This window comes from Faecalibacterium duncaniae (assembly GCF_010509575.1).
GTDB lineage: Bacteria > Bacillota > Clostridia > Oscillospirales > Ruminococcaceae > Faecalibacterium > Faecalibacterium duncaniae.
In genome coordinates, this window is sequence record NZ_CP048437.1 from 1,084,361 (window position 1) to 1,099,131 (window position 14,771).

Sequence of the window (14,771 nt, forward strand, 5' to 3'; positions counted from 1 at the left end):
TTAGCGATGATGACGGAGAGGTTGAACAGAGCAGAGGATATCCTAAAAGCAATAACCCATCAGGAGGTTATAGAATATGCAGAAAAAAATCTTAGTGGTCGGCGGCGGCGGCCGCGAGCACGCCATCATCAAGGCACTGAAGAAGAGCCCGGACTGTGGCGAGATCTGGTGCGCTCCGGGCAACGGCGGCATCAGCTATGATGCCAAATGCAAGAACATCAAGGCTACGGACGTAGAGACCATGGTGGCCTTTGCTGCCGAGGAAAAGTTTGATTATGTGGTTGTGGCGCAGGATGACCCGCTGGCGCTGGGTATGGTGGACGCGCTGGCTGCAGTGGGCATCCCTGCCTTTGGCCCGGACAAGGCCGCTGCCCGCATCGAGGCCTCCAAGGTGTTCTCTAAGGACCTGATGAAGAAATACGGTATCCCCACCGCAGATTATGCCACCTTTGATGACCCCGCCAAGGTCATGGATTACATCAAGGCAAAGGGCAAGTACCCCGTGGTCATCAAGGCCGACGGGCTGGCACTGGGCAAGGGCGTGCTGATCTGCGAGAACGAGGAACAGGCCGCCGACGGCGTGAAGGAGATCATGCTGGACAAAAAGTTCGGCGCTTCCGGCAACCATGTGGTGGTGGAAGAGTTCCTCACCGGCCCTGAGGTCAGTGTGCTGAGCTTTACCGACGGCAAGGTGGTCAAGCCCATGGTGTCCAGCATGGACCACAAGCGTGCCAACGACCACGACACCGGCCTGAACACCGGAGGCATGGGCACCGTGGCCCCCAACCCCTACTACACCCCGGCCATTGCTGCCGAGTGCATGGAAAAGATCTTCCTGCCCACCATTCAGGCCATGAACGCCGAGGGCTGCCCCTTCAAGGGCTGCCTGTACTTCGGCCTGATGCTCACCCCGGACGGCCCCAAGGTCATCGAGTACAATTGCCGCTTCGGCGATCCCGAGACCCAGGTGGTGCTGCCCCTGCTGGAGAGTGACCTGCTGAAGATCATGGCTGCCTGCACCGAGGGCACACTGGCCGATACCGAGGTCAAATTCTCCGAGGGCGCGGCCTGCTGTGTTATTCTGGCCTCCGGCGGCTATCCGGTGTCCTATGAAAAGGGCAAGCCTATTTCCGGCCTGACCAACGGCCAGCTGGAAGGGGAGAGCAACATCACAGTCTACCACTCCGGCACGGCACTGCGTGAGGACGGCACGCTGGTCACCAACGGCGGCCGCGTGCTGGGCGTGACTGCAACCGCGCCCCGCCTGACCGCCGCCATCACGCAGGCATACGCCGCCGCTGAGAAGATCAGCTTTGAAAAGCTGCACAAGCGCACGGATATTGGTATGAGAGCGCTGAAAGCAATCGCTGAACAATAAAAAAGAGGGGGATTCACCCATGGTCTATCGTATTTATGTAGAAAAGAAGCCTGGCTTTGATGTGGAAGCCCAGGGCCTGAAAAATGAGCTGGTGAGCCTGCTGGGCATCCAGTCCCTGAGCGGCCTGCGCCTGCTGAACCGCTATGACGTGGAGGGCATCGACGAGGCACTGTTCAACCAGTGCGCTACCACCGTGTTCAGTGAGCCGCCGGTGGACAACACCTATGCGGAGCTGCCTGAATTCGAGGGCATTTCCTTTGCTGTGGAGTACCTGCCCGGCCAGTTCGACCAGCGCGCCGATTCTGCCGCCGAGTGCATCCAGCTCATCAGCCAGGGCGAGCGCCCGCTGGTCCGCTCTGCCCGTGTCTACCTGCTGGAGGGTTCCCTGACCGAGGAGCAGGTGGCAGAGATCAAGAAGTACGTTATCAACCCGGTGGAGGCCCGCGAGGCTTCACTGGAGACCAAAGCTACCCTGAAGATGGAGTATCCCGTGCCCACCGCTGTGGCCACGCTGGAGGGCTTCAACGAGCTGGACGAAGAGGGCCTGAAGAAGTTCATCGACGAAAAGGGCCTGGCCATGGATCTGGGCGATATCAAGTTCTGCCAGGAGTACTTCCGCTCTGAGCACCGCGACCCCACCATCACCGAGATCAAGATGATCGACACCTACTGGTCCGATCATTGCCGCCACACCACCTTCGGCACCATTCTGGATGATGTCCAGATCGACGATGCCGTGGTGCAGGCAGCGTTTGACCGCTACATGGCCATGCGTGCCGACCTGGGCCGTGAGGAGAAGCCCCGCTGCATGATGGATCTTGCCACCATCGGTGCCAAGGAGCTGAAGAAGCAGGGCATCCTCAAGAATCTGGACGAATCCGAGGAGATCAACGCCTGCACCGTCAAGATCAAGTGCGATGTGAACGGCAAGGATGAGGACTGGCTCTTCCTCTTTAAGAACGAGACCCACAACCACCCCACCGAGATCGAGCCCTTCGGCGGTGCGGCCACCTGCATCGGCGGTGCCATCCGCGACCCGCTGTCCGGCCGCAGCTATGTCTATCAGGCCATGCGTGTGACCGGCGCAGGCGACCCGCTCAAGCCTGTCAGCGAGACCCTGCCCGGTAAGCTGCCCCAGCGCAAGCTGGTGACCACTGCCGCCGCCGGTTACTCCTCCTACGGCAACCAGATCGGCCTTGCCACCGGCCAGGTGGATGAGATCTACCACCCCGGCTATGTGGCAAAGAGAATGGAGATCGGCGCTGTGGTGGGTGCGACCCCTGCCTCCCACGTCCGCCGCGAGTGCCCCGCCCCCGGGGATGTCATCGTCCTGCTGGGCGGCCGCACCGGCCGCGACGGCATCGGCGGTGCCACCGGCTCCTCCAAGGCCCACAATCTGGGCAGCCTGGACCACTGCGGTGCCGAGGTGCAGAAGGGCAATGCGCCCATCGAGCGCAAGCTCCAGCGCCTGTTCCGCCGTGAGGATGCCTGCAAGATGATCAAGCGCTGCAACGACTTTGGTGCGGGCGGCGTTTCCGTTGCCATCGGCGAGCTGGCCGATGGCCTGTATATCGACCTGAACAAGGTCACCAAGAAGTATGACGGCCTGGACGGCACCGAGCTGGCCATCAGCGAGAGCCAGGAGCGCATGGCTGTGACCCTTGCCCCCGAGGATGTGGACAAGTTCATCGCCATTGCCACCGAGGAAAACCTTGAGGCGACCCCCGTGGCAAAGGTCACCGAGGAAAAGCGCCTGAACATGGTGTGGAACGGCGTGTCCATCGTCAACATCAGCCGTGAGTTCCTGAACTCCAACGGTGCGGAGAAGCACCAGAACGTCCATGTGGAGCAGGGTACCGTCTGGCAGCCCCAGTGGGCCGGCATCACCTTCAGCCAGAAGATGAAGAACATGGTGGGCGACCTGAACATCTGCAGCAAGAAGGGCCTTTCTGAGCGGTTCGACAGCACCATTGGTGCCGCCACCGTCCTGATGCCCTTTGGCGGTGCTTACCAGCTGACCCCCCAGAACGCCATGGTGGCAAAGCTGCCCGTGGATGGTGAGACCAACACCTGCTCCGGCATGGCCTGGGGCTACAACCCCTACCTGATGAGCGCCAACCAGTATATCGGCGCACGGATGGCCGTGGTGGACAGTGTCACCAAACTGGTGGCCTCCGGCTTCCGCTATGAGGATGCCTACCTGACTTTCCAGGAGTACTTTGAGCGCCTGGGCACCAAGCCCGAGCGCTGGGGCAAGCCGCTGGCCGCCCTGCTGGGTGCTCTGGATGCCCAGATGGGTCTGGGCATTGCCTCCATCGGCGGCAAGGACAGCATGTCCGGCTCCTTTGAACAGCTGGATGTGCCCCCCACGCTGGTCTCCTTTGCCACTGCCATCGGCAAGGCCAGCAAGGTGGTTTCCACCGAGTTCAAGAAGCCCGAGAGCACTGTTGTCCTCATCCGGCCCATTCTGGACCCCGAGACCGGCTGCCCCAACTTCTTCTCCCTGAAGGCAAACTACAAGATCGTGGAGCAGATGATCGAAGAGGGCATGGTGGCATCTGCCTGCGCCGTGGGCTACGGCGGCATTGCCGAGGCCCTGTTCAAGATGGGCCTGGGCAACCGCATCGGCTTCAAGATGCGCGCTGATATGCCCACCCACCGGATGTTCGAGCCCATGTACGGCTCCATCGTGCTGGAAATGGTCTCTGATTCCCCCGCAGGCGAGCTGCTGGGCGAGACCACCAGGGAGTATACCTTTGAAAGCTGCGGCGAGACGCTGGATATGGCAGAGCTGCAGGAAATCTGGGAGAGCAAGCTGGAGCCTGTGTACCCCTACCGCAAGGCAGGCCCCACCGTGGAAAAGATCAACGGCAAGCTGAACGCCCCCGCTGCCCCCAAGATCGGTGTGGCAAAGCCCAAGGTGATCATCCCCGTGTTCCCCGGCACCAACTGTGAGTACGATACCGCCAAGGCCTTTGCCCGCGCCGGTGCTGACCCTGAGATCCTGGTCATCCGCAACCTGACACCGGCGGACGTTACCGCCAGCTGCGAGGCACTGGTCAAGGCTATTGGCGAGAGCCAGATCGTGATGCTGCCCGGCGGCTTCTCCGGCGGCGACGAGCCGGACGGCAGCGCCAAGTTCATCGCCTCCTTCTTCCGCAGCCCTGCGGTCACCGAGGCGGTCCGCGACCTGCTGCAGCACCGCGACGGCCTGATGCTGGGCATCTGCAACGGCTTCCAGGCCCTGATCAAGCTGGGTCTGGTGCCCTACGGCGATATCCGCCCCATCACGGCCTATGACCCGACCCTGACCTTCAACACCATCGGCCGCCACCAGAGCATGCTGGTGCGCACCCGCGTTGCATCCACCGGCAGCCCCTGGCTGTCCCACTGCGATGCAGGCAGCGAGTACGAGATCGCCATCAGCCACGGCGAGGGCCGCTTTGTGGCACCCCAGAACGTGCTGGATCAGCTGGTTGCCAACGGCCAGGTGGCTACCCAGTATGTTGATCTGGAGGGAGAGCCCACCATGGATCAGCGCTACAACCCCAACGGCTCTCTGCTGGCCATTGAGGGCATCACCAGCCCGGACGGCCGCGTGTTCGGCAAGATGGGCCACTCGGAGCGCAGCGGCGAGTACCTGTACAAGAACGTCACCGGCGATAAATATCAGCCGATCTTTGAGGGCGGCGTAGACTATTTCAAGGTTTGATGGTAGAATAGAGAAAAACTCCTTCCGTCATCGCTGACGCGATGCCACCTCCCTCTCCGAGGGAGGCTGAAAGGCCCCCTCTTCGAGGGGGCTGTCGCCGGAAGGCGGCTGGGGGAGTTACTTTCAGGAGGAAACAACCAATGTCACAGCATGATCGTTATATCAGCCCCTTCTCTACCCGTTATTCTTCCGATGAGATGCAGTACATCTTCTCGGATGACAACAAGTTCCGCACCTGGCGCCGCCTGTGGGTGGCGCTGGCCCGGGCCGAGATGGAGCAGGGCCTGACCAATATCACCCCCGAAATGGTGGCCGAGCTGGAAGCCCATGTGGACGACATCAACTACGAGGTCGCCATTGCGCGCGAGAAGCTGGTGCGCCATGATGTGATGAGCCACGTTTACGCTTACGGCCAGCAGTGCCCCAAGGCAGCAGGTATCATCCATCTGGGTGCCACTAGCTGCTATGTGGGCGATAACACCGATATCATCGTGATGCGGCAGGGCCTGGAACTCATCCGCAAAAAGCTGATCGGTGTGCTGGCAAAGCTCTCCCGCTTTGCTGAGGAGTACAAGGACATGCCCTGCATGGCCTATACCCACTGCCAGCCTGCACAGCCCACCACCGTGGGCAAGCGTGCCACCCTGTGGGCAAACGAGCTGGTGATGGATCTTGCCGAGATCGACCACCGTCTTGCCACCCTGCAGCTGCGCGGTGTCAAGGGCACCACCGGCACCCAGGCTTCCTTTATGGAGCTGTTCAAGGGCGATGCAAACAAGATCCGCGCTGTGGATGCTTCCATTGCCAAGGAGATGGGCTTTGCCCCGGATGCGGTGATCCCCGTGTCCGGCCAGACCTACAGCCGCAAGGTGGATGCCTTTATCCTGAACGCTCTGGCAGGCATTGCCCAGAGCTGCATGAAGTTTGCCACCGACCTGCGCCTGCTGGCCAACTTCAAGGAGATGGAAGAACCCTTTGAGAAGAACCAGATCGGTTCCTCCGCCATGCCTTATAAGCGCAACCCCATGCGGTGTGAGCGCATCTGCGCCCTGAGCCGCTACCTGATGGTGGATGTGCTGAACCCCAGCTTCACCACCGGCACCCAGTGGTTTGAGCGCACTCTGGACGACAGCGCCAACAAGCGTGTTGCCATGGCCGAGGGCTTCCTGGCTGCCGATGCCATCCTGAACATCATGCTCAATGTCACCGACGGCATCGTGGTCTACCCCAAAGTGGTGCACAGCCGCCTGATGGCAGAGCTGCCCTTCATGGCCAGCGAGAACATTATGATGCAGGCTGTGGAAAAGGGCGGCAACCGTCAGGAGCTCCACGAGCGCCTGCGCCAGCACGCCATTGCCGCTGGCAAGCAGGTCAAGGAAGAGGGCCTGCCCAACGATATGGTGGACCGCGTTGCCGCTGACCCCGCCTTTGGCCTGACCAAGGAGGAGATCGTGGCCGGTCTGGTGCCCGAAAACTTTGTGGGCCGTGCACCCCAGCAGGTGGAGGAGTTCATTGCAAATGTGCTCCAGCCCATCTTTGATGCCAACCCCGATGCTGTGGAACAGCACGCTTCTCTGAGCGTTTAAGGGTGTGGCCCGGCAGCTTTCTCCTCGGACACGGCTCGGGCCATTCCATCGCCCGCCCTACTGCCTGCGGCAGCAGGGTCCCACCCCAGCGGACGGTCCTCGGAGAAACTCCCGGTCCACTGAACTGCAAAATCTATCGCTGCGCTCCGCCTTTGGGCAGGGCGCAGCTTTGCTATAACCGGAAAAGGAGAACCTATGCGACTAGACAAATATCTGGCCGAGACGGCCCAGTGCACCCGGAGCGAGGCAAAGACCCTGCTGAACAGGGGACGGGTGACGGTGAACGGCGCGGTGTGCAAAAAGGGGGACACCCAGCTCAGGGAAGGGGACAGCGTGGCGGTGGACGGTGCGCCGCTTGCTTACCGGCAGTTCGTCTACCTGATGCTCAACAAGCCTGAGGGCGTGGTGAGCGCTTCCACCGACAAGCGGGATACCACCGTGGTGGATCTGATCGGGGATGCCTACCCCCGGCGGGAGCTGTTCCCGGTCGGCCGGCTGGACAAGACCAGCACCGGCTTTGTTCTGCTGACGGATGACGGCGGCTTCGCCCACGAGATCCTTGCCCCGAAGCGCCATGTCTCCAAGACCTACACGGTGGTCATTGACACACCGCTGACCGAGGAGATGCGCAGGGGCTTTGCCGAGGGCGTGACGCTGGCGGATGGCACCGCCCTCTCCCCGGCAGAGGTGGAAGCCCTGACCCCGGACGGCCTGACCGTGAAAGTCAGGCTCAGGCAGGGGGTGTACCACCAGATCAAGCGGATGTTCGGTGTGTACGGCGCGGGCGTGAACGCCCTGCACCGGGATGCCATCGGCGGGCTTGCGCTGGACCCGGCCCTTGCACCGGGGCAGTGGCGGGAGCTTTCTGCGGAGGAAGTGACAGCAATTACCACCGGAGCCTGACTGCTTTTCACCTGATTTTCAAAAAAACATCACATTTTGCCGGTAAAATATTCACAAGAACCACGCAAAACAGTGCTTTTTGGGCCTGAAAATACCCCCGAAAGATAATTTCACCAAGAAAGTCAAAAATATTTTGGTGAAATATGTTGCAAAAGTAAATTCTTTTGTGTAAAATAGATAATGTAAAGCGGCGAAATTGTTAAAAACGACAATCTCGCCCCTGCGGCTTGCACAAAAGAGGAAAAGGGGTATCCATTTATGGCCAATAGAGTATTCCAGAGCGTGATCTACCAGATGAAAGATGCCATCGATCGTGTGGTCGGTGTGGTGGATGAGACCGGCGCTGTGATCTCCTGCTCGGAGCTGAACCTGATCGGAGAGGTGCGCGAGGGCTTTATGGCAGAGCGCCTGACGGCCGGTGACCGCTTTGTGCGGGATGGCTACACCTATCAGCAGTTCTCCAGCGCAAAGCATAACGACTATGCCGTGTTTGTGGAAGGCGCGGACGAGACTGCGGGCCAGTTTGCGGCCCTGCTCTCCATCAGCCTGCAGAGCATCAAGCAGTACCACGATGAAAAGTTCGACAAAGCCAACTTCATCAAGAACGTGGTGCTGGACAACATCCTGCCCGGCGATATCTACGCCAAGGCCCGTGAGCTGCACTTTGCCACCGATGTTTCCCGTGTGGTGTTCATTGTGCGCGTGACCTCCGGCGGCGACATCTCCGCTTACGATGTGGTCAGCAGCCTGTTCCCGGACAAGCAGAAGGACTTTGTGTTCAACATCAGCGAGACCGACACCGTGCTGGTCAAGGAGATCCGCAAGGGCATCGACCGCACCGATATGGAGAAGCTGGCTGCCAGCATCGTGGACACCCTGTCCGGCGAGCATTACATCAAGGCTGTGGTCGGCATCGGCACCCCCATCTCCAACGTGAAGGATCTGGCTACCTCCTTCAAGGAAGCCCAGATCGCCATGGAGGTCAGCAAGGTGTTCGACACCGAGAAGCAGATCATCCGCTACGACAACCTTGGCATCGCCCGCCTGATCTACCAGCTGCCCACCACTGTCTGCGAGATGTTCCTGCGCGAGGTGTTCAAGCAGGGCAGCATCGAGAGCCTGGATCAGGAGACCCTGTTCACCATCCAGCGCTTCTTCGAGAACAACCTGAATGTGTCTGAGACCAGCCGCGGCCTGTTTGTCCACCGCAACACGCTGGTGTATCGTCTGGAAAAGATCAAAAAACTGACCGGTCTGGATCTGCGTGAGTTCGACGATGCCATCGTCTTTAAGGTGGCGTTGATGGTCAAGAAGTACCTGTCCAACAACCCGGCCAAATATTAAGCAAACGCTTGCGGCGCAAAGCCGTCGGCGCAGAACCGGCCGCTCGAAACCGATGCTGGCCGGTTCTTTTTGGTTTGGAGAAAATTATTGGGAGCGAAAACGCATGATAGATTTTGAACACGTTTCAAAGCAGTACAAGCACAACGCAAAGCCTGCCCTGGAGGATGTCAACTTCCATGTGGATGATGGCGAGTTTGTTTTTCTGCTGGGTCACTCGGGCGCGGGCAAATCCACCCTGCTCAAGCTGATCCTGCGCGAGGAGACCCCCACCGAGGGCCGCGTGCTGGTGAACGGGCAGGATGTTGCCCGCCTGCGCCGCCGCAAGATCCCCTACCTGCGCCGTCAGATGGGCATCATCTTTCAGGATTTCCGGCTTATCCCCACCATGACCGTTTACGAGAACATTGCCTTTGCCATGCATGTTACCAACATCGGGCATAAGCAGATCAAAGAGCGCGTGAATTACATGCTGGAGCTTGTCCACCTGGAGGACAAGGCAAAGGTCTACCCCGACCTGCTCTCCGGCGGTGAGCAGCAGCGTGTGGCTGTGGCCCGCGCCCTGGCCCACGCCCCCAAGCTGGTGATTGCGGACGAGCCCACCGGCAACATCGACCCCGAGCTGAGCCTTGAGATGATGGAGCTGCTGGAGCGTGTCAGTGAGATGGGCATCACTGTGCTGGTGGTCACCCATGAGCACGAGCTGGTCCGTCACTTTGACCGCCGCGTGGTCACCCTGTCCGGCGGACACATCATCTCGGATGTGCCCACGGGCTCCATGATCCCCCACCCGCCCGTAGACCCGAAGGAACTGGAAATGGAGGTGTCGCTGGTATGATGAAGCCTTCTACGTTCGGTTTCCTTGTGGTGCGCGGCGTGCGCAACCTGGGCAAGCACTGGGCCATGACCATTGCTTGCATCGCCTCCCTGAGCGTCTGTATGACCCTGAACACCTTTGCCACGCTGGCGGAAGTCAATGTGGACAGCATGGTGAACTATCTGGGCCAGCAGAACGAAATGGTGGTCTATGTGGACCCCGAAGCCGACGATGCCACCATCCAGTCGGTAGGGGAGCGCATCACTGCCACCCCGGGCGTGAGCCGGGTGCAGTACATGTCCAAGGAGGACGTGCTCAACCAGTACCGTGGGTACATGGCGGATTACGCCGTCCTGCTGGACGAATTTGAAAATGATAACCCCTTCAAGGCCAACTACCGTGTCTCTCTGGCGGATCTGAGCCAGATGCAGGCCATGAGCCAGAACTTCCAGAGCATTCCGGGCGTGTACAGTGTTACCGCCCCCATTGAGATGACCCAGACCTTTGTGGAGGTCCAGCGGGCCGTGACCAAGGTGGGCCAGATCGTGATCCTGGTGCTGATGGCGGTCAGCATCATCACGGTGGGCAGCACCATCCGCCTGAGCGTTTTTGCCCGCCGCCGTGAGATCGAGATCATGAAGTATGTGGGCGCGACCAACCACCTTGTCACCCTGCCCTTTTTTGTGGAGGGCCTGACCATGGGCCTGATCTCCGGTGCCATCACCTCGGTAGCCGGTATCTTCGGCTATGCCTACATCGTGCAGGCCTCCAGCACGCTGGGCGGGTTGTGGCAGCTGCTCATGGGCACCGCCATGGTGCCTGTGGATGCCGTCTGGCCCACCATCCTGACGTACAGTCTGGCCGGTGGTGCGCTGGTGGGTGCGCTGGGCAGCATGTTCTCCATCCGCAAGCATCTGAATGTGTAAGCGAAAGGAGCCTTCTCTGTGAAACAAGCAAAACACTCTGCGGGCTTCCGCCTGCACCTCATGTATACCCCCGCCCACGCAAAGCCCGCCCCCGGGCACAGCCGGGCCATGCGCGCCGCCAGCCTGTTTCTGGCAGCGGCCTGCCTGCTGCTGAGCGTTTCGGTCTACCCGGCCACGGCGGCTACCAGCATGTCCAGCCTGCAGAACAAGCTGGATAAGCTCTCCCAGTCCATTGTACAGCACAAAAAGGAACTGTCCAATGCAAAAAAGAAGGAGCAGGCCGCCAAGGCGCTGGAATCGGAGCTGAAGGAAAAGGTCACGGTGGTCCAGAGCCAGATCAGCGTGCTGAAGGGCCAGATCGCCGAGGTGCAGAACAGCATCGGCCTGAAGGAACAGGAGATCGCCGTCAAGGAGCAGCAGATCACCGAAAAAGAAGCGGAGATCGCCGACCAGTGGGGGGATTTCAAGCAGCACATGGCCGCCATGCAGGAGCTGCGGGACGGCGGCAGCGTTGCCATGCTGTCTGCGGTGAACGACCTGTATGAGCTGCTGACCTTCAACGAGGTCATGCAGGACATCTCCATCAAGGACACCGAGATTCTGGACAACATGAAGAACGCCAAGGAAGCGCTGGAAAGCGATAAGCTGACGCTGGAATCCCAGCGCAGCGAGCTGCAAAGCAAAAAGGCAGATCTGGATGCCCAAAACAGCCAGATGCGTGCCAAGCAGAACGAGCTCAACTCCAGCGTAGCCGCCGCCCAGATGAGCGCTGCCGAGGCGCAGCAGGCCCAGAAGGACGCGCAGGCCGCCATTGAATCGGACGAGATGAACTATGAGGCCGTCAAGAAGCAGATCCAGAAGATGATCGCCGCGGCCGCTGCCTCCAAGCCCACCCTGAGCTTTACCGGCTTCATCTGCCCGCTCAAGAGCTATAGCCGCATTTCCAGTGAGTACGGCTGGCGCAAGAACCCCGTTACGGGGGTCAACAAGCTCCACGCCGGTACCGACTTTGCCGCCCCGGGCGGCACGCCCATCTATGCAGCCGCCAGCGGTTATGTGCAGGTGGCGGGCTGGTCCAGCGGCGGCTACGGCAACTATGTCATCATTTACCACGGCAAAATGTCCGATGGCAACCAGTACAGCACCCTGTACGGCCACATGCGGTCGGTCGCCACCTCGGCGGGCAAGTATGTCCAGCAGGGTGAGATCATCGGTTATGTGGGCAGCACGGGCAACTCTACCGGCAACCATCTCCATCTGGAGGTCTGGAAGGGCGGCTCCAAGGCCAATGCCGTCAACCCCCGTGGTTATATCCCCATGAAATAATCTGCATTGTATCAAAGGAGGCCGTCAGGGCTTATGAAGGAAGAAAAACGCAAGCGCATCCTGCGCGTGGGCTGTCTGATCCTGGCAGGGATCTTTGCACTTTCCATGCTGGGCAGCGTGGTTATGATGCTGCTGGTCTGACAGAGGAGGGAAGAAGATGAACCGTAAGATATCGGTCGGCATGGCGGTCAGCATCGTCATCCTGGCCATGACCGTTACCTTTTCCATTACCATGCTGGTGGCGATGCGCCTGTTTGACAGCACCGTTTCCAGCGTGAAGGAAAAGGAAAGCATGTACAACAAGATCGCTGAGGTGGACCGCTATGTCCGTAGCAACGATTACTATCCCATCGATGAGACCACCCTCTACGACCGCCTGACGGCTGGCTACCTGCTGGGCACCGGAGACAAGTACGCCCGCTATTTCAGCGCCACCGCCTATACGGAGCTGATGAATACCCAGAACGGCACCCTGATCGGCATTGGCGTGGAGCTGGCTGTGGATCAGTCCGGCTATGCCAAGGTCATCAAGGTCTACGATGAATCCCCCGCCAAGGAGGCAGGCATTCAGGTCGGCAACTACATCACCGCTGTGGACGGCACCGATGTCAAGAGCATGAGCAGCGTGGATGCCATCCAGACCCGCCTGCGCGGCGAGAGCGGCACCACCGTCAATGTGACCTGGCTGGACAGCGAGGCCGCCGAGCATACCGCTGACCTGACCCACTCCGGCTACAGTTCCACCACCGTGGATTACCAGATGGTGCAGGGCAATGTGGGCTACATCCGGATCCGCCAGTTTGATTCCACCACCCCCAGCGAGCTGGATTACGCCATTCGCAGCCTGAGCGCCAACGGTGCGGGCAGCCTGGTGTTTGATCTGCGCGACAACGGCGGCGGCCTGCTGGACGATGCCATCCAGTGCATCGACCTGATCGCCCCGGAGGGCACGCTGGCCTTTGCTGAGGACAAGAACGGCACCCAGACCCTGCTGGGCACCAGCACCAGCGAATCCCAGATCGGCCTGCCCGTGGTCTGCCTGGTCAACGGCAGCACCGCCAGCGCTGCGGAGCTCTTTGCCAGCAGCCTGCGCACCCTGAATGGTGCCCGTCTGGTGGGCACCACCACGCAGGGCAAGGGCACCATCCAGAGCAGCCCCCAGCGCCTGTCCGATGGCAGTGCCGTGGTGGTCACCGTGGCAAAGCTGGTCTGCGGCGACGGCAGCTGCTTTGACGGCACCGGCCTGACCGTGGATGTGGAGCGCCCCCTGACTGCGGACGAACAGACCGCATACTATGATTACACTGTGGAGAACGATCCCCAGATCCAGCGTGCCGTGAGCACTGCCCAGCAGATGAGCGGCACCACCACCGTGAGCGGTGTCAACGAAGCGGCTTCCAGTGAAGCTGCCGACAGTGCCGCCGCCGAGAGCGTAGCGGAAGGGGACGCTGAGGCTGCATCTGCCGAGAGCACTCCGGCAGAGACCGCGCCCGCCGAAAGTGAAGCAGCAGGGGAGAGCACGGCATCCAGTAGTCAAGAATAAGAGAACAACCCTCTCCGTCAGCGCTGACGCGCTGCCACCTCTCCCGAAGAGCGAGGTCTTGGCAATTCATGCAAAGTTTGCGGTTTTGTCAAAAGCGCCCCCTTTGGGGAAGCTGGCGAGCGAAGCGAGACTGAGAGGGTTATTTTGGAAAAGAAAGGATAGAGCCATGCCCGAACTGACCGACCTGTCTTATGTGCGCGCCCTGTGCGAAAAATATGATTTTGCCCTCTCCAAGGGCTTTGGCCAGAACTTCATCGTCAACCCCGGCCTGCCCCCCAAGATCGTGGATGCCAGCGGCGTGGACAAGCGCTACGGCGTGCTCGAGATCGGCCCCGGCATCGGCGTGCTGACCCGGGAGCTGGCAAAGCGGGCGGCAAAGGTGGTCTCCATCGAGGTGGATGAGCGCCTGCCGCCCCTGCTGGCCGAGACCATGGCCGGTGTGGACAACTTCAAGCTGGTGCTGCAGGATGTGCTCAAGGTGGACCTGAAAGCCCTGATCGCGCAGGAGTTCCCCGGGATGCCGGTGGCAGTCTGCGCCAACCTGCCCTATTATATTACAAGCCCCATTGTGATGAAGCTGCTGGGTGACCGCCTGCCCATCGAGAGCCTGACTGTGATGGTGCAGAAGGAAGCAGCCGATCGTCTGGCTGCCGCCCCGGGTACCCGGGCCTCCAGTGCCATCAGCTGTGCGGTGAGCTATTACGCGACCTCTAAGATGATGTTCACCGCCGCCCCGGGCAGCTTTTACCCGGCCCCCAAGGTGACCAGCGCTGTGGTGCGGATGGAGATCCGCCCCACCCCCGCCGTGCAGGTGGAGGACGAGGAGGGCTATTTTGCCCTTGTGCGCGCGGCCTTTGGCCAGCGGCGCAAGACTGCCGCCAATGCCATTGCCAGCGGCCTGGGGATGCCCAAGGATGCCGTGACCGCTGCCATTGAAGCCGCCGGTTTCGATGCCCGCATCCGTCCTGAGGCCCTGACGCTGGAGGATTTTGCAAAGATCCAGAGCGCACTGGCACGGTGACTTGTTTTAATAATTCGGTTTTCCAAAAGCAGGAGCTCTTCGCAAAGCGTGGAGCGCCTGCTCTTTTAGAATATAAAGCGGAAAATACGGTGTCTTTTTGACGAGAACAATTCCGGTTGTTTTGTCCGCAGCATTGTCTGTTAAATTTCCTGCACGCTTTACCATGTAAAAGCAAATATATTTCATCGTTTTTGCGCGGCAGACTTTGCTTTTTGAAG

General features: G+C 60.2%; 10 protein-coding genes. All 10 read left to right on the forward strand.

All coding sequences use genetic code 11. From position 1 onward, the window contains the following. The first annotated feature begins 76 nt into the window (after nt 1–76). The 10 genes from purD to rsmA all read left to right on the forward strand — a co-directional run bounded on the left by purD (nt 77) and on the right by rsmA (nt 14,553). Complete coding sequence (purD, locus tag GXM22_RS05215) at nt 77–1,378, forward strand: phosphoribosylamine--glycine ligase (RefSeq protein WP_005932200.1); 1,302 nt, start codon at nt 77–79, stop codon at nt 1,376–1,378. Between the two features lie 19 nt (nt 1,379–1,397). Further along, on the forward strand, nt 1,398–5,090 hold the full coding sequence (locus GXM22_RS05220; RefSeq protein WP_147585100.1) for a phosphoribosylformylglycinamidine synthase: 3,693 nt from the start codon (nt 1,398–1,400) through the stop codon (nt 5,088–5,090). Between the two features lie 140 nt (nt 5,091–5,230). Beyond that, entirely contained in the window at nt 5,231–6,676 is a 1,446-nt protein-coding gene (gene purB, locus GXM22_RS05225; RefSeq protein WP_035393994.1) for an adenylosuccinate lyase, read from the forward strand. A gap of 195 nt (nt 6,677–6,871) precedes the next feature. Then, the gene (locus GXM22_RS05230) at nt 6,872–7,579 is read left to right on the forward strand and encodes a pseudouridine synthase (RefSeq protein ID WP_005932211.1); all 708 of its coding nucleotides are present in this window, start codon (nt 6,872–6,874) and stop codon (nt 7,577–7,579) included. A 258-nt stretch (nt 7,580–7,837) separates the two neighbouring features. Further along, nucleotides 7,838–8,923, forward strand: a complete 1,086-nt coding sequence (locus GXM22_RS05235) for a PucR family transcriptional regulator (protein WP_005932217.1) — start codon at nt 7,838–7,840, stop codon at nt 8,921–8,923. Between the two features lie 103 nt (nt 8,924–9,026). Beyond that, entirely contained in the window at nt 9,027–9,758 is a 732-nt protein-coding gene (ftsE, locus tag GXM22_RS05240; RefSeq protein WP_082210781.1) for a cell division ATP-binding protein FtsE, read from the forward strand. Beyond that, nucleotides 9,755–10,663, forward strand: a complete 909-nt coding sequence (locus GXM22_RS05245) for a cell division protein FtsX (RefSeq protein WP_005932223.1) — start codon at nt 9,755–9,757, stop codon at nt 10,661–10,663. The genes ftsE and GXM22_RS05245 overlap by 4 nt, the downstream gene beginning before the upstream one ends. 18 nt (nt 10,664–10,681) lie before the next feature. Then, nucleotides 10,682–11,989, forward strand: coding sequence for a murein hydrolase activator EnvC family protein (locus GXM22_RS05250; RefSeq protein WP_099357218.1), 1,308 nt, complete (start codon nt 10,682–10,684; stop codon nt 11,987–11,989). A gap of 157 nt (nt 11,990–12,146) precedes the next feature. Continuing rightward, complete coding sequence (locus GXM22_RS05255) at nt 12,147–13,532, forward strand: S41 family peptidase (protein WP_097770603.1); 1,386 nt, start codon at nt 12,147–12,149, stop codon at nt 13,530–13,532. 166 nt (nt 13,533–13,698) lie between these two features. After that, on the forward strand, nt 13,699–14,553 hold the full coding sequence (gene rsmA, locus GXM22_RS05260; RefSeq protein WP_035393996.1) for a 16S rRNA (adenine(1518)-N(6)/adenine(1519)-N(6))-dimethyltransferase RsmA: 855 nt from the start codon (nt 13,699–13,701) through the stop codon (nt 14,551–14,553). Nucleotides 14,554–14,771: the final 218 nt, after the last annotated feature.

Coding starts and splice junctions, on each gene's coding strand:
- purD (WP_005932200.1), top strand. CDS start 77: ATGCAGAAAAAAATCTTAGTGGTCGGCGGCGGCGGCCGCGAGCACGCC.
- GXM22_RS05220 (WP_147585100.1), top strand. CDS start 1,398: ATGGTCTATCGTATTTATGTAGAAAAGAAGCCTGGCTTTGATGTGGAA.
- purB (WP_035393994.1), top strand. CDS start 5,231: ATGTCACAGCATGATCGTTATATCAGCCCCTTCTCTACCCGTTATTCT.
- GXM22_RS05230 (WP_005932211.1), top strand. CDS start 6,872: ATGCGACTAGACAAATATCTGGCCGAGACGGCCCAGTGCACCCGGAGC.
- GXM22_RS05235 (WP_005932217.1), top strand. CDS start 7,838: ATGGCCAATAGAGTATTCCAGAGCGTGATCTACCAGATGAAAGATGCC.
- ftsE (WP_082210781.1), top strand. CDS start 9,027: ATGATAGATTTTGAACACGTTTCAAAGCAGTACAAGCACAACGCAAAG.
- GXM22_RS05245 (WP_005932223.1), top strand. CDS start 9,755: ATGATGAAGCCTTCTACGTTCGGTTTCCTTGTGGTGCGCGGCGTGCGC.
- GXM22_RS05255 (WP_097770603.1), top strand. CDS start 12,147: ATGAACCGTAAGATATCGGTCGGCATGGCGGTCAGCATCGTCATCCTG.
- rsmA (WP_035393996.1), top strand. CDS start 13,699: ATGCCCGAACTGACCGACCTGTCTTATGTGCGCGCCCTGTGCGAAAAA.